This window comes from Nocardia sp. NPDC006982 (assembly GCF_042869435.1).
GTDB lineage: Bacteria > Actinomycetota > Actinomycetes > Mycobacteriales > Mycobacteriaceae > Nocardia.
Genome location: NZ_JBIAFV010000001.1, coordinates 1,702,086 through 1,717,621, shown reverse-complemented (window position 1 = coordinate 1,717,621; position 15,536 = coordinate 1,702,086). Strand labels below are relative to the sequence as shown.

Below are 15,536 nucleotides of genomic sequence, written 5' to 3'. Positions count from 1 at the left end.
GGCCACCGGATGATTCCGCTGGAAGGAAACGACAATGACCGAGTATGTGACGCTCGAATACGGACAGCTTGCCTGCGATGTGGTCGGCGACGGACCGCTCGTGGTGCTGTCGCACGGCATGGGCACCGTGCGGCAAGACTTCCGCCACCTCGTCGGCCCTCTGGCCGACGCGGGCTACCGGGTGGTCAACGTGGACATGCGTGGGCACGGCGAATCGAGCCTCGACTGGCCGTCGGTGACCGGAAAAGCCGCCATCAGCCGCACCGATGTAGCGGAGGACCTGCTGGGCGTCATCCGGCACTTCGGCGGCCCGGCGGTGATCGTCGGGCACTCGCTGTCGGGCGGCTCGGCAACGATCGCCGCGGCGCAGGCTCCGGAGTTGGTGACCGCGATCGTCGAGATCGACCCCTTCACCCTCACTCAGCGCGTGCATGTCGGTGCCCTGCTCACCAGCCGCAGATACCGCCGCGGCGGGGTGCGTCTCACCCTCACCACGATGATGAAGTCGCTGCCCTGGTGGCGGCGGTATCTGGACATCGCCTATCCGACCAAGCCTGCCGACTACGACCGCTATATGGCCGACCTCGAGGACATCCTGCGGCAGCCCGGCCGCTGGGCGGAGTTCATGAAGACCGCAGAGACCACGCCCGCGGACGCGCACGCCCGGTTGGCGGACGTCCGCTGCCCGGCGCTGGTGGTCATGGGTTCGGCGGACCCGGATTTCGCGGATCCCGAGGCCGAGGCGAACGCGATCGTGGCCGCCATGCCGGACGGTTCGGGCAGGGTGGTGATGGTCGAGGGCGGTGGACACTATCCGCACGCTCAGTTCGCGGATCGTGTTGCCGCAGTGATCATCCCGTTCCTCGATGAGCACACGGTGCGCGGCAGGAGCGCCGGGGCCGCGCGCGCTCGCTGATGGGGACGCTCGGACGGGCCTCCCGATCGCCATTCCATGCGGCGATTCCTCGCTGCGGGCGGCGATGTGGGAGCCCGGCGGCCGTCACGGTCACCACCTGATCGTGGCGGCCACCTGTCCCGACTGCGATGATGGGGGAATGCCCGCGCCGCGCACCATCGTTTTCGTCGCCTACGAGGGCATGCAGTTGGTCGAATTGGCCGGGCCGATGGATGTTTTCGGGTTCGTCAACGCGATCACCGCGAAGACGCTGTACCGGCTCGTGACGGCCTCGCCGAAGGGCCGGTCGATCAAGGCCGACGGCGGTCTGACCATCGCGGTCGAACACTCGCTGCATGACCTGGCCACCTCCGCTGACGAGATCGACACCCTGATGGTCGTCGGCGGCTGGATCTCCGGGCCGGTGTCCGCGGAGGTGGTCCGCGAATTACCCGCCCTGGCCCGCAAATCCCGCCGAGTGACCTCGGTGTGCTCCGGCGCGCTGCTGCTCGCCGCCGCCGGCCTGCTCGACGGCTACCGAGCCACCACCCACTGGGGTACGACCGATCGACTGGCCCGCACCTACCCTCGCGTCATCGTCGAGCCCGACCGCATCTACGTCCACGATCGTAACCGCTGGACCTCCGCGGGCGTCGCGGCCGGGATCGACCTCGCCCTGGCCCTGGTCGAGTACGATCACGGCCGCGAAATGGCCCAGCAGATCGCCCGCGCCTTCGTCGTCTTCACCCGCCGCTCCGGCGGCCAAGCCCAATTCAGCGCCCAACTGCGCACCCAGCCCGCCCGTACCCCTGCCATCCGCGCCGTCCAACAGTGGCTCCCCGAGCACCTCGACGACGACCTGGCAGTCTCCGCTCTGGCCCAGCGCGCCGGCATGAGCGAACGGCATTTCGCCCGCGCCTTCCGCGTCGAAACCGGAACCACCCCTGCCGCATTCGTAGAAGACCTCCGGATCGACGCGGCCCGCCGCCTCCTGGAATCCACCGAACTCACCATCACCGCCATCGCCCGCGCGGTCGGCTACCGCCACGGCGAAACCCTCCACCGGGTCTTCACCCGCCGACTCTCCACCACCCCCGAGCGCTACCGCCAGCACTTCGCCACCGGCGCAAGCGCCGCCGAAGACCACCCCGTGAGCCCGATGCACAACAGCTGATCCTTCGGCATCTGCTCGGTGATCAGATCGGCCATTGTCGCCTGCTTGCCCCACCCGTCAGGACCGGCAGCTGCGTATACCACGGATTGCAATCGGTTGCGGAACCCAGCGGTCAGCCCGGTTGGGTTCGGCTGCGCCGCAGCCGGTTTGCGAGCTTGCAGGTTGCTGGAATGACAATTATCGACGTCGCTCCGCGAAGCGGTGGCCGATCGTCGATCAAGTGGCGCCCCGAGGAACCGTTGCGCTCGAGTACGGCTGGAATCAAGCCATTTCTCCGATGAACGGTCAGCGGCGGCGGCCCCGGTTCATGGCCCCGGAACACGCAACAGCCCCGCACCCTGAGGGTGCGGGGCTGTTCCGAGCTGCGTCGATCAGATAACGCTGACGTCCTGGGCCTGCGGGCCCTTCTGTCCTTGTCCGACCTCGAACTCCACGCGCTGTCCTTCTTCGAGGGACTTGAATCCCGAGCCGGATACGGCGGAGTAGTGCACGAAGACGTCAGGGCCGCCACCGTCCTGCGCGATAAAACCGAAGCCCTTTTCGGCGTTGAACCACTTCACACTGCCTTGAGTCATTGCTTAATTCATTCTTTTCTGTAGATGAGCCAAGCGGATCACGTCGATAAGCCTGATCTCACCGGATAACCATCTCATGGATATACGGCAGGAACGCAAAATGTGATCCAACCGACCCTCAGCGCCAGGTACGAACACTGACTGCCGTGTCCTGTCGGGTGACTGATCTGACGCCACTGCCGATCCGAGCGCGCAGACCGCCGGTGGTCGAGCGCCCAGTCGCACACGCAATTCGTCGACGAAGCAGACACTTTGGCGCGCAAGCAGTACAACGCCGGGATCGGCGCGCTGATCGGCACCGATGCTCGGCACGGTCCACGGTGAACATCGAACGGTCCGTATTGACCAGGGCGATCAAGGGCCACTGTCGAGTCACCACCCCGAATTTCCACAGCGACCAGGCGTTGATGTGCTTGACCAGCCTGGGGTCAGTGAGCAACTGTCTGTCCAGTGCGTGCTGGGGTGACGGTCCAGGCGGGGCGCGCCCAGCAGGTCGATCCGCGTGAGCGGACCCGCGGCGCGCAGGCGGCTGGTCTTCCCGGCGAGATCACCGACCATCGGATCGATGGTCGGATCCAGTGAACTGGGACTCTGATCCACGGTTACGATTCGCGGCCCGTACGCAGTCCACGGTCGATGAAGCGGATCATCCAGTCGAAGCTGACTTCCGGGTCGCCGGTCCACTGGAAACCGCGCGACGCTTGCAGGGACGCGAAACCGTGGAACGTGCTGCGCAGCGTGCGCAGCGCGTGATCCATCTCGTCGTCGGGAATCTCGTAACCGCGCAGCACCGCGACCATCGAATCGAGCACGCGGGTACTGGATTTCAGCAGCGGATCGTCGGGGCCGGTGAACTCGGCCCCGATGGTGGCGGCGTACCGGCCGGGGTGCGCGACCACATACGCCCGGAACGCGCGCGCGAAGGCCGCCAATGCCTGTCGGCCGGACAGACCGTGCATCCCGTCGCGAATCGCGCTGTCGAGTTCGGTCATGGCCAGCGCGGCGATGCCGTGCTGCAGGTCGGCCAGGTTGGCGACGTGCTTATAGAGGGAAGGTGTTCGGACGCCGAGCTTTTCGGCCAGCGGCCCCATCGCTAGATTGCCGTAGCCGACGTCGTCGGCGAGCTGCGCACCCGCACGGACGACGTCGGCTTTGGTCAGTCCGACCCTAGGCACGCGCCCGCTCCGCGAGGAACTTCAGCGCAAGTTCGGCCACCCGGTCGGGCGAATCCGCATGCGGGTAGTGTCCGGAGCCTTCCGACAGCTCGACGGTGCCCAGGCCCGCGGGCATGAGCGCCACGACGGCGGCTCCTTCGGCCTTCGGGTCCGGGAAGTCGGGGTCCTCGGTGCCCATGATGATCAGGGCGGGGCTGCTGATGTTGGGCAGCTGCGCTTCGGCATCGGCCGGTGTGGACTTGCCGGTCTTCAGGAACTCCGCGAACCGACCGGGTTCGCGCAGCTTCGCCGACAGCTCGGCCATGTACTGGTCGTAGTCGGCAGGCTTGATCGGGTAGGCGACGTTCAGGTAGCTCATCCACAGCCCGAGGCTCTTGAAGATCATGGCGCCCATCAGCCGCGTCATTCCCTTGCGGTAACGCGAAACCGTGAACATCGCTCCCGCGGCGAAGGACTGGGTCTTGGTGAACGGGTTGAGTTCGATAATACCGTTGACGAGTTCGGGCTCCTGCGCGGCGGCGATGGTGGCGGCGCCGCCGGAGATGGAGTGGCCGATGATGACCGCGGGACCGCCGAGGTGGCGGATCAGGGCGAGCAGGTCGCCGGCGACGTCGGTGCGCGAGATGGCGTCGCTGCCGTCGTGCGACTTCCAGTTCATGCTGGACTCCCCATGTCCACGCAGGTCCGCCGCCGCGACCCGGTAGCCGGCGGCGACCAGCTTCGGCGCAAGCAGCCGGTAGGCCTGCCGCCGGTCGCCGATGCCGTGCGACAGCACCACCAGCGGGCCGTCGCCGGTCACGTCGTAGGCGATCTGTCCACCGTCGATGGTCAGGTACTCGGTCATATCGAACTCCCGGAGAGCTTGAAGCTAATGCTGATAGCTCAAAAGCTAATCTACTTAGCCTCGGGTGTCAACACGTGTGACCGCTGAAATGCCAGCAACAGGATTCGGCCTCGCCGGGGTTGCGATAGCTGATCGCAGGCACAGCGCTGCCCCGCCGATCACGATCGGCGGGGCAGCGCTGTGCGGAGGTGCCTGACCTCGGGCTCGAAACTGAAGGTTCAGTGGGGAATCGGGAAGTTGGCGCGGAATACGCCGTGTGGGTCGCGGGCCTGCTTGAGCTTTCGCAGCCGGTCCAAGGTGCCGGTGTCGAAAACCTCTGCGACACTGTCGCCGGCGGACAGGACGGTATACGGTTTGCGGCCGCTGACCCGCGCGCCCAGATCGGCGATGAGGCGCTTCTGAGTGGCGTGCACCGCGGCAACCGTGTCGAGGTCCGAGCCGGTCGCCTGCAGACACAGCGCGTAGGGCTCCGCGAACGGCGGAACCGCGCCTCGGGTGGGCTCGGCGAGCGCACCTCCCAGCTGCCGGATCTGGATGCCCATCAGCGGATCGATCGGCGCGTGCAGCAGAATCTCGGCGGCGGTCTCGTCCAATGCGGTCAGCAGCTCGGTTCGCAGCAGTCCGGGGCCTGGGGCGGTGGGCTCGTTGACGATGGCGCCCAAATCGGCCGGGGACAATTCCCGGCGCGTGTCCGCGAGGATGCCGTCGATCGTGTCCAGCCGTTGCAGCAGTTCCCGCCCACGTGCCGGTTCGCCCAGGTAAGCCGCGGCGATCGCGATCATCGGGGGTGCCTGTGGCAGCTCCAGCCGATTGAGCCAGACCGTGAGCTCGGCCGGTGCGTGATCGGCGATGTCCTGGAAGGCAGCCCGGACGGCCTCGGTCTGCTCGGTCGGCCAGGCGATCAGGCCCCCGAACAGGGCCGGAGCCGCGAACAGATCGAACTCCACTGCCGTCACCATTGCGAAATCCCCGCCGCCGCCACGCAGTGCCCAGAACAGCTCCGGGTCGGATTCCGCGGTGACCCGGGCCTGATGACCGTCGGCATCGACGATGTCGAAAGCCCGGACGCTGTCGGCCGCCCAACCGTATTTGCGGCCGAACCACGACAAGCCGCCACCGAGGGTGTAGCCGACAACGCTGACCACCGGGGAGCTTCCGGCCAGCCCGGTCAAGCCGTGTGGAGCGGCCGCCGCCTGCACCTGGCCCCAATTGGTTCCCGCACCGACGCGGGCACGTCGCCGCGCCGGATCCACCTCGACCCGATCGAGTCGGCGCGTGCGCACCAGGATGGTGCCGGCGGTATCACCGGAAGCACCGTGGCCGTTGGGCTGAGCGGTCACCGACAGGCCCGCGTCACGCGCGTAGCCGACCACGGCGGCCATATCCTCCGCGTCTTCGACGTGCACGACGGCCGCGACCGGCTGGTCGATATTCAGATTCCACGGCGTCCGTGCCGTATCGAACTCTTCGTCACCTGGCAGCAGTACCCGTCCGCGCACGGCGGATCGCAATGTGTTGTGTGACATGTGAATTCCTCTCGCTACAAGAATGTTCATCGCGCCGTGCCCGAGCCACTGGACGGAGCCAGGCCCCGGGTGGCCGGGTCGGTTGCCGGTGAGATGGGTGTGGGCATCGGAAAGACCGCCTCGATATGGGCGGCGGCAATCAGCGCGCGCCGCTCGGCGAATGGGGCGGTGATCAACTGGACCCCGATGGGAAGACCCTCGGCCGAGACGCCCGCGGGGACCGTGACCGCGGGCAGGGCCAGGTAGTTGGCCGCGATCGTGAGGCGTTGCGCCGCGTACATGGTCGCGACCTGTGCGGTGCCGCCGAGGTCGTAGCCGACCGGCCAGGGCAGTTCGTCCGAGACCGGGCCGAGCACGATCGGATGCTCCGCGAGGAAGCGCGACCAGGCCGCGCGGCGGGTGAGGCGCTCACCCAGCGCGGTCATGTAGCCCGCCAGATCCAGGGGTGGGAACAGGTCGATCGCCGCGTTCACGAAGGTGTTCAGTCCGGCGCTGCCGACTCGCCGCATGGCTTCGCGGCGCTGGACCACCACCTCGGTGGACACCAATCGGCCGTAGTCCGCCGCCACCTCGCCCAAGTGCGGCGGATCCAGTTCGGCCACCGGATATCCCGCGCGTTCGAGGGCGTCGGCGCAGCCGAGCAGCGCGGCCCGCACCTGCGGATCGATATCGCCACCGAGCATGACGGCGACCGCGGGCGGGGCGGCATCGGTCGCGTCACGCACCGGAATCCACCCGGGATCGCGCGGGTCGGCGCTGTCGCCGAGGACCTCGAAGGCGGTCGCCAGATCGCGCACGGTGCGCGCCAACGGCCCTGGCGCCGCGAACAATTGGTTCGTCGGTGCGGGTGCGGCCCCGGGCAGGCTCGAGGCCACCGCCACCCGGCCGGGCGTGGTGCGCAGGGAGGCGACTCCGCAGAACGCGGCGGGTATCCGCAGTGAACCGCCGAAGTCGGTGCCCAGGCCGAGGGGGGTCATGCCCGCCGCTACCGCGGCGGCGTCACCGCCGCTGGAACCGCCCGGACTGCGAGTCGGGTTCCACGGATTCACCGTCGGGCCCGCCTCGTCGTTGTCGGTGTGCCAGCGAGTGGCGAAGTCCGGCATGTTCGTTCGCCCGATGACGATCGCCCCGGCTCGCCGCAGTGCGGACACCGCGGGTGCGTCCGCTGTCGCGAGGGCCTGTCCGAAGGCCGCCACGCCCCAGGTGGTCGGGCTGCCGGCGACATCGAGATTGTTCTTGACGGTGACCGGAACCCCGTGCAGCGGCCCGGTCGGCGCCCGGCGGTCGGCCGCGGCCGCCTCGGCGCGCGCGATCTCGGCGAATACCGCGGTGAGCGCGCCGATTTCGGAATCGACCTGTGCGATGCGCTCGAGATGCGCCTCGACGACCTGGGCCGCGGTGATCTCGCCCTCGGCGATAAGCGCCGCGAGCGAGACCGCGTCCCGCGTCCACAGCGCGCCGTCCCGGCCGGTCGTCATGACGCCTCCTGGTCGGCGAATACCGCTGCGGTGCGCGGTGTTCGGCTGTCGCCGACGGATTTGCCGAGGGTGATGAAGAAGACGATCAGCCCGGTGGTCAGCAGGATGTGTCCCAGACCCGCGCAGAGCGCGATCGCCTCATTGCTGCTGCTGCCCAGCACGGTGAGGGTGCCGTGCAGCGTCATAACCGCGACGGTGATGACCAGGCCGATGTTGTACAGCCAGAAGAACCAGGCGTACAGGCTCTTCCGGGCGCTGAGCGTGAACTGCTTCTCCAGGGGCAGCACGATGAGGAAGAACAGCATGCCCAGCGCCAGCACGTGGGTGTGCACGACACCGAGCTCCGTCTGCCCGGTGAAATGTTCGGCCTTGGTGATCTCGCGGTAGTAGAACCCGGAGATCAGGCCGATGATCATGTAGATGTGAGCGGTGTTGACCAGCGTCTTCATCTGTTGCTCAACGGTTTTCACGGCGCAGCAGCAGCGCGCCGGTTGCGGCTACCAGGGCGGCGGTGAGGCCGTGCACACTCAGCGCAGTGGCGGTGGAGCCGCGGCGCACCAGGATGGTGAGCATGTCGCCGGTCGGGATGAGGGCGATGGTGAGCAGGGTGGCGCCCAAGGCGCGGCGCTGCCCGGCCGCGAGCAGGACCAGCATGATCAGACCGGTGACCACATCGCGGACGCCTTTGACGTTCAGGAAGCCGTCGGCCTCGCGGTGCGGCCAGTCGGTGAAGCCGAAGCCCGGGGCCATTCGCCGCGGGGCAAGCAGATAACCGCCGCCGACGGAGATGATGAACCCGGCTCCCAGTACGGCGCCAGCCGTACCGAGACGTTCGCCGAGCCGGCGGGAACCACGCACAGAAACAACTGATTCCGTGTTCGGGGGAACGGACATGAACACTCCTGGATCGGTGGGATACGTGTCCCGAGCATCCAGTGCTGCCCGTACCGTTCGCTGACAGTCGTTGTCAGCGAACGGTACGCAGCAGTTCGAGCACCGCCTCGTCCGGAAGCCGGGCGCCCGCAAGGAATTCCGCGCCGAGGCGCACGGGACCGAGCGCCGCTTCCGCCTGGTCGAGCGCCCGCCGCCGGAACGGGCCGATGCGCACCACCCCGGCCCTCCGGTTGATCCGGTCGGTGGCGCCGAGAATGCGGGCCGCGCGTTCCGGGGCGCCCTTCGCCAGATCAACCAGGGCATAGCCGATACCGACCTCGGCCAGCAGCGCCGCCGAGGTCTGAGCGGCCAGATCGCGGGGCATGGCCAGCTCTTGCAGCGCGTCGTCCGGCTGCCCCGCCGCGACCAGGGCCGCCGCGTGCGCGGTGCTCACGAAGACCAGGTTCACGAAGCGGACGGTGTCGTGGCGTCCTGCGGGTGGCGGGGCGGCGGGGAGCGGCTGCTCGGACATCCGCCGGAACAGTTCCATCGCGCGGTCGTTCTCGCCGCGCAGGTGGGCCAGGTGCGCCTGCGTCGCCGCCAGAAAGCGGCCGGGCGAGGGGATGATGTGCGGGGTGATCAGGGCCTCGGCCCGGTCGAGATAGGTTGCCGCGCCGTCGGTATCGCCGCCGACCAGGTGCATTTCCGCCGCGAAGAGCAGCACGCCCATGCGCTCACCGGCGCCAAGGTCGGCGCTGAGCAGTTCCAGCGCGCTCGCGATCAGCGGGCGGGCGCTGTCCAGGCCGAGCATCCGGGTCCGGTAGCTGGCCAGGGAGATCAGGGCGCGGCTGTGTGACCGGGCGTCACCGTGCGCGCTCAGGCAGGTCAGCGCCGCCTCCAAAGTAGGCAGGGCGTGGGCCGGGTGGTCGCCGCCCAGTTCATCGAAACCCCGTGCTATCAGCGCATTTCCGCGTAGCCACGGATCGTCGGAGGTGGTGCACGCGGTCAACAGGCTGTCGTCGTCGCCGAGCAGGTCACGCAGCGCCAGTATGAGCACGAACATCGGGTGCGGGGGCCGATCCTCGGTGAGGGCCGCACGGGTCAGCCGCTCGAATTGCCCTGTGTTATCCCGGATCTGGCCCCACCAGATGTTGGTGAAGTACGCGGGCAGCTCCTCGCCGTACCGGCAGGCCAGATAGGCCCCGGTGCACCCCGGCGGCGGTGTGTCGCCGAGCAGGGCGAGGACCTCGCGGCGGCGTTCGGAGATGTCGCCGTGCAACCCGCGCAGCAGCCAATACCAGACGAGATTCGCGTACAGGCGAACCGCACGCTCACCGTCGCCCGCGTCCAGCGCCCACCGCAGCGCGGTTTCGCAATTGCCGTGTTCGGCGATCAGCCGCACGAGCCAATCGGGTTGTGCGGCAGTGCGTAATCCGTGGGCCGCGGCATCGGTGAATTCCAGGAAGCAGTCGGCGTGGATGCGGGAGACCTCGTCCGCCTCGCCGACTGCGGTCAATTCCGCGGTCGCATAGGCTCGGATGGTCTCGGCCATTCGATAGCGCTGTCCATCGAAGTCCACCAACGACTTGGTCACCAGTGAGGTGACCGTGTCGATGGCGTCCGGACCGCACACCTGGGTGATGGCGTCCAAGGTCGCGCCGCCCGCGAAAATCGAAAAACGCCGGGCTGCTGCGGCTTCCGCATCCGTGAGCAGTCCCCAGCTCCAGGCTACGGCCGCGTGCAAGGTGCGATGGCGCGGGACCGCGTGGCGAGTGCTGTTGGTGAGCAGCCGGAAGCGATCGGTGAGCCGCGCGCTGAGGTCCGGCAGCGGCAGGCTCCGCAGGCGGGCGGCGGCCAGTTCGATGGCCAGCGGCATGCCGTCCAGGCTGTGCACGATGGCGCGGATATCCGCGGAATTGCTCTCGGACAGCGCGAAATTCGGGAGTGCCGCGGTGGCGCGGTCGATGAACAGCCGGACCGCGGGCGATGCGGTGACCGCCCGGAAACCCGCGTCGGCGTCGGGCAGGTCCAAGGTGCGGACCGGATACAGTCGCTCGCCGTCCACGCCGATCGCCTCCCGGCTCGTGGTGAGCACCCGTAGCAGGGGCAGCCGCTGCAACAGATCGTCGATCAGGCGCGCGGTCGCCTCCACGACATGCTCGCAGTTGTCGAGTACCAACAGCATTCGGCGGCCGGACAGCGTCCGCTCCAGTACATCGGCCCACTCCGTGGACAGTTCGTCGGGTCGCTCGAACTGAGCGAGCGCGTTCGCTATCGCCACTCCGACCGCGGTCACGGCCGGTCGGTCGGCCCGTTCCCGCTCGAGTGCGGCGAGTTCGACGAAAGCGTAACCGTCCGCCCAGTCCTTGGCGTGCGCCCCGACCGTCTCGGCGGCCAGCCGTGTCTTCCCCACGCCCCCGGTACCTGACAGTGTCACCAGTCGGGCCTCGCGCAGCGCCCGTCGCACTCCGTCCACATCGCGTCCGCGTCCGACGAAGCTGGTGAACCGCCTGGGCAGCAGCGGCGCGGACACCTTTGATGTCTCGCTGGTCCGGGATGCTGCCGTAACTCCCGTTCGACCCGATCCGGGCGTCGTCTCGATGGCAGGTTCGTTGACTGCGGGATTACGGGGTGCGTTCGTGTGAATTTCGGCCAGGGCCGAGCGCAGCACCTCGGCGGGTGTCGTGCCGAGCTCGTCCAGCAACAGGGTCTCGGTTCGTTGAAACTGTTGTATCGCCTCGGATGTTCGTCCCGCTGCCGCCAGCGCCCGCACCAGTCGTGCGGCCAGCGTCTCCCGGAACGGATGTGCCGCTGCTTCCGTGCGGAGCTCACGCAATACCTCGCCGCCTCGGCCCAGGGCTCGAAAGGCGTCCGCTCGCAGTTCGACTGCATCGAGCCGCTGTTCGGTCAATCGCAGTGCCGCGGCGCGCAATTCCTCCGATTCCCCCGCATCGCTCAACGGCTCCCCACGCCACAACGCGAGCGCGGCATCGAAGCACGCGATGGCTCGTTCGGCCTCGCCGGCCGCGAGCAATGCCCGCCCCGCCTCGACCTCACGCGTGAACCGATGCACATCGACGTCCTCGGGCGCCAGTTCGAGCACATACCCGCCCCCGTCATTCCGAACCGCCCCCGGTGCCGCCGCGCGCAACCGACTCGCCAAGGTCTGCAACGCATTCCCGGTCCCAGCCGGCGGGTCCTCCCCCCACACCCCGTCCACCAGTCGCGCCGCCGGCACTATTCGCCCGGCTTCGAGCGCCAGCAACCCCAGCAATGCCCGCACCCGCGGCCCCCCGACTGACGCCTTCGTCCCGTCCGCGGCCTCCACCATTACCGGACCCAATAGCCTTACCAGCATGAATCGTCCATCTCACGGTCGATCCTGCGTGGCGCCCGGCCCTCTCGTCAACCCGGGCGAATCGGGGGACCTCGCCGCATTGCGGCTATCGAATCGCCGCGGGCGACGGCCGACGAAGGCCGACGGTCGCGAGGACTGGGTCGGTGTCGGCCGTAGTTGAACGACCTACATCGTCAGAGGTGATATCCCACCGGGCCATTTCCGACTCCTTCCAGGCGTTTACAGGGCAATTCGTGTAATTACTCTCAGCGGGGCACTGCGTACCCGCTGGTCAGCGGGTCACAGTTCTGTGTGGTGCCCTCGGCAGGACACGCAAAACATGGGCAACTGGAAACGCCTGGTCAGCTCGAACTCGCTTGGGACCTGAGGGAATCGATTCACGCCGCCGAGTCAAGTCCAGCGGAGTGGTGTAGCGGCGGTTGCCGCGTGATTCCTCGCTTTGTTATGCGGGAAGCGCTCGCATCACCGGCACCACCGTCATCGAAACTTCGCCAAAACCACTGCCGCACATGCCTTGTCGGCGTGCGGCTTGCCGGGATTCGTGCTCGCCCACCTCGGCGACACCGACGCCCGGTGGGGGGACATGTGGCTCCGCGATCAATGCCGGGTGAACTCACCGCCGCAGGGCTGATCACGGCTACTGATGACGGCTACGCGCTCCCGGAGCCGAGTTCGGCAGGTAGTGAGGCTCTCGAGTGGGCCGAGTGCACCGGCAGGCCCGTGCTCATCGCACCGGTCCGTGACCTCGCCCACCGACTGCACTGGTCAACCTGGCGTCGAGGACACCAGCACCGCGCAAAAACCAGCCAGAGCAGATCCGGTTCTGCATGTATTTCGGCGGCGAAGACGTGCAGGATCCAGCCGTGTGGTGAGGCTGTTCGCGCGGCGGCGCTGCGGCGCGGCACTCGCCTTCTTGGCGGTATGATCGTGGACGATATCGGCGGCTGGTTCGAAGCCGGTCGCCGATTCCTGTCACATCAGGCCGGTGATGTACCGACCCGGCGGAGATGCCGGGCGAAGAACCGGGCCGAGCCTGGCGGCGGCGCCGCTCGTAACACCTCTCAGGTCCGGTCGCCGGAGGGCATGTGCGGTGCGGAGAGCGCGTCAGCATAGACCGACAGGATGCCGGTAATGTGCCTCGATTGGCGCGGTTCGTCGGCGTGCGCGGCGAGTGCCTTGCGCATCATGTGCAGGCGCGTTCGGTCCCGCGCGAGGGCCCGCAGCATGGCGGCGAGCGATTCCACCGATGGATCGGGGGCGCGGACGCCGCCTTCGTCGGGCACGGTTTCGGAGAGTTCGGGGTCGCAGTAGAGGATCGGCAGATCCATTGCCACCGCTTCCAGCAGCACCATGCCCTGGGTATCGCAGTCCGAGGTGAGCAGGAGGATGTCGTGGTTGCGCATGGCGGTCAGGCAATCGGCCTGATCGACCTCGCCGTGCAGGTGGACGCGGTGGCTCAGATCCGCCTCGGCGATCGCCGAGCGAGCCCGACCGGTGAGCGGGCCGCTGCCGTAGATGTCCAGCGTGCATTCGTCGACCAGGCGCGCCACCTCGATCGCTTCGAGCGGACGTTTCTCCGGCGACAGGCGACCGCACCACAGGGCACGCAGCGGTGCGTCCGGGTTCGTCGCCGAGCCGCCTGCGCCGTGGATACGGTCGAGCAGCGCGTCATCGATCCCGTTGGACACCACGTGAATCGGCCGGTCCACGCGGCGGGCGGCCAAGCGGCGGGCGAAGTGCTGGGTCGGCACGATCACCCGATCGGCCGCCTGGGCCTGCGCGATCAGCGGACGCCACGCCAGTCGCGCGATCCGGCCGTCACCGTCGTATGCCCGTTGCCGACGTAGCGGCACGAACCAGCCGTGCAACAGCCGCATGGTCAAGGCGGCCAGATACGGTGACGGCGAATACTTTTCGATCATCGCGTCATCACGGCTCTGCATGGTTTGGACGATCGGGATCCCGTGCCTGCGTGCGGCGCGTACGCCCGCGATCCCGCAGCCGTAGGTGGTCAGCGTGTGCACGATATCGATCGGGCCGCGCTCGGTGAACGCGGCGTCGATCAGTTGTTGATTGGCTCGGGTCGGAAGGACCATCGGCAGCCCGTTCGACATCGAGAACGGCGCGGATCGGAGCAGGACCGTATCGGCATCGTGCGTCACGGAATTCGGTGTGGGAGCACAGAATACGGTGACGCGATGGCCAAGCTGGCGCAGGCCGTCGCACAGCGACCGCATCGCGGTCTGGACGCCGCCCAGGGTGGCGGGGTGGAAGTCGGTGAAGATCGCGACGTGCACGGAATCGGCCACGGCTCAGGCCGATGTCGTGACGGTCAGCTGTTCCACCGCGTCCACCGCGGCACGGACACCGTTCTCGGCGGCGACCAGGCGGCCGAGTTCCGCGGCACGGTCGCGCGCCTCGGGTGTCAACGTCCGAACCAGCGCATCGTGCAGCCGATCTTCGGTCAGCGACGGATACGGGAAGTCGGCCCCGATTCCGAGCGCCGATATCCGCCAGCCGTAGAAGAACTGGTCGCTGTGCACTCCGATCACCACCGCGGGCAGTCCGGCCCGCAGCACGTCATGGGTATTTCCGCTGCCGCCGTGGTGGACGACCGCGCGGCACCGCGGCAGGATTCGGTCGTAGTCGAAGGAATCCAGGACGAACAGGTTTCGGTCGTAGCCGATACCGCGGGGGTAGCCCTCGCCTTTCACGGTCACGAGGGCGCGGACTCCGAGCCTGCGGCACACGGCCGCGATCAGATCACAGGAACCGACGGGGTCGAGGATCGGCATTCCGGTCATACAGAAGTAGATCGGCGGCTCACCCTCGTCGAGCCAGTCGGTCAGTGCCGGATCGACGGCGGACTCGCCCCACGCGTCACGCAGGTGCGCAGGCAGAATCGGCGCACCGACAACAGTCGAGCGGTCCGGCCAGTCACCCGGCTTCGGCAACAGCACCGGACTCACCATGTGCACCAACGGAATACCGTCCTCGCGGATGCGACGGAACGGATTCCGTGGTTTACCAGGCAGTTCCATCATTTCGCGCACCCGACGATCCATCTTGCGATACGCCACGCCGTACGCGATTTCGAAGGCCGAGTAGCTGGCCAGCCGCAGTCGCCGCGACGAGAGCATGTGCTTGACCATGAACGACGACGGGAATTCACCGGTGCGCTCGAGCGGATACGGCAAACCGCCGATTACGGTCTGTCCGGTCTTCTCCCCGCGCTCCATCGCCCAAGGCAATGTCGAGGCGCACGACACGATCACATCCGCCGATTCGCATGCGCCGCTGAGCACCTGGTGCATCCGCTCACCACGCTCGCCCGTCATGATCTTGACGGTGTCCAGCATGATCTGCAGGAACGGCAGCGGATTGCCGGAGGACAGACCGCGTTTGGCCGCGGGCGATTCCAGCAGCTCCGCGGAGTTGAACGGGATGACGTGCGGCTCGAAGCCCGAGCGCCGCACCACATCGGCGTAGTTCTCGGTGGCGGTTATCTCGACATGGTGTCCACGTGAACGGAATTCATCGGCCAGGGCGATATACGGCTGATGATCGCCCCGGGTTCCCGCCGTCAATAATGCGATTCGCATACTCGACTCCATTCGTGATCTGTTGTGATTCAACCG

Annotated in this window: 13 protein-coding genes; 3 read left to right on the top strand and 10 right to left on the bottom strand. The window is 67.7% G+C overall.

Features of this window, described 5'->3' with window-relative positions:
• Window positions 1–34 precede the first annotated feature (34 nt).
• Window positions 35–916: an alpha/beta fold hydrolase gene (locus ACFYOW_RS07710; RefSeq protein ID WP_387285508.1), complete on the top strand. Its 882-nt coding sequence runs from the start codon at window positions 35–37 to the stop codon at window positions 914–916.
• Window positions 867–2,069 (top strand): GlxA family transcriptional regulator, encoded by a 1,203-nt coding sequence (locus ACFYOW_RS07705; protein ID WP_387285506.1) that lies wholly within the window; start codon window positions 867–869, stop codon window positions 2,067–2,069. The genes ACFYOW_RS07710 and ACFYOW_RS07705 overlap by 50 nt, the downstream gene beginning before the upstream one ends.
• A gap of 371 nt (window positions 2,070–2,440) precedes the next feature.
• On the opposite strand, the gene ACFYOW_RS07700 is transcribed toward ACFYOW_RS07705, so the two are convergent.
• Window positions 2,441–2,644: a cold-shock protein gene (locus tag ACFYOW_RS07700; RefSeq protein ID WP_387285504.1), complete on the bottom strand. Its 204-nt coding sequence runs from the start codon at window positions 2,642–2,644 to the stop codon at window positions 2,441–2,443.
• Window positions 2,645–3,094: 450 nt separating this feature from the next.
• On the opposite strand from ACFYOW_RS07700, the gene ACFYOW_RS07695 reads away from it, so the two are divergent.
• Window positions 3,095–3,226: a hypothetical protein gene (locus ACFYOW_RS07695; protein WP_387285502.1), complete on the top strand. Its 132-nt coding sequence runs from the start codon at window positions 3,095–3,097 to the stop codon at window positions 3,224–3,226.
• A gap of 20 nt (window positions 3,227–3,246) precedes the next feature.
• On the opposite strand, the gene ACFYOW_RS07690 is transcribed toward ACFYOW_RS07695, so the two are convergent.
• The 9 genes from ACFYOW_RS07690 to ACFYOW_RS07650 form a co-directional block, all read right to left on the bottom strand.
• Window positions 3,247–3,819, bottom strand: coding sequence for a TetR/AcrR family transcriptional regulator (locus tag ACFYOW_RS07690; protein ID WP_387285500.1), 573 nt, complete (start codon window positions 3,817–3,819; stop codon window positions 3,247–3,249).
• Complete coding sequence (locus ACFYOW_RS07685; protein ID WP_387285498.1) at window positions 3,812–4,663, bottom strand: alpha/beta fold hydrolase; 852 nt, start codon at window positions 4,661–4,663, stop codon at window positions 3,812–3,814. The genes ACFYOW_RS07690 and ACFYOW_RS07685 overlap by 8 nt, the downstream gene beginning before the upstream one ends.
• A gap of 218 nt (window positions 4,664–4,881) precedes the next feature.
• Window positions 4,882–6,189, bottom strand: a complete 1,308-nt coding sequence (locus tag ACFYOW_RS07680) for an FAD-binding oxidoreductase (RefSeq protein WP_387285496.1) — start codon at window positions 6,187–6,189, stop codon at window positions 4,882–4,884.
• A gap of 26 nt (window positions 6,190–6,215) precedes the next feature.
• Window positions 6,216–7,667, bottom strand: coding sequence for an amidase family protein (locus ACFYOW_RS07675; RefSeq protein WP_387285495.1), 1,452 nt, complete (start codon window positions 7,665–7,667; stop codon window positions 6,216–6,218).
• Window positions 7,664–8,116 (bottom strand): DUF2871 domain-containing protein, encoded by a 453-nt coding sequence (locus ACFYOW_RS07670; protein ID WP_387285493.1) that lies wholly within the window; start codon window positions 8,114–8,116, stop codon window positions 7,664–7,666. The genes ACFYOW_RS07675 and ACFYOW_RS07670 overlap by 4 nt, the downstream gene beginning before the upstream one ends.
• Before the next feature lie 7 nt (window positions 8,117–8,123).
• Window positions 8,124–8,561: a DUF4267 domain-containing protein gene (locus ACFYOW_RS07665; protein WP_387285491.1), complete on the bottom strand. Its 438-nt coding sequence runs from the start codon at window positions 8,559–8,561 to the stop codon at window positions 8,124–8,126.
• A gap of 73 nt (window positions 8,562–8,634) precedes the next feature.
• Window positions 8,635–11,898, bottom strand: a complete 3,264-nt coding sequence (locus tag ACFYOW_RS07660) for a BTAD domain-containing putative transcriptional regulator (protein WP_387285489.1) — start codon at window positions 11,896–11,898, stop codon at window positions 8,635–8,637.
• Between the two features lie 1,061 nt (window positions 11,899–12,959).
• Window positions 12,960–14,207 (bottom strand): glycosyltransferase, encoded by a 1,248-nt coding sequence (locus tag ACFYOW_RS07655; protein ID WP_387285487.1) that lies wholly within the window; start codon window positions 14,205–14,207, stop codon window positions 12,960–12,962.
• 3 nt (window positions 14,208–14,210) lie between these two features.
• Window positions 14,211–15,500, bottom strand: a complete 1,290-nt coding sequence (locus ACFYOW_RS07650; RefSeq protein WP_387285485.1) for a glycosyltransferase — start codon at window positions 15,498–15,500, stop codon at window positions 14,211–14,213.
• Between the last annotated feature and the right edge of the window lie 36 nt (window positions 15,501–15,536).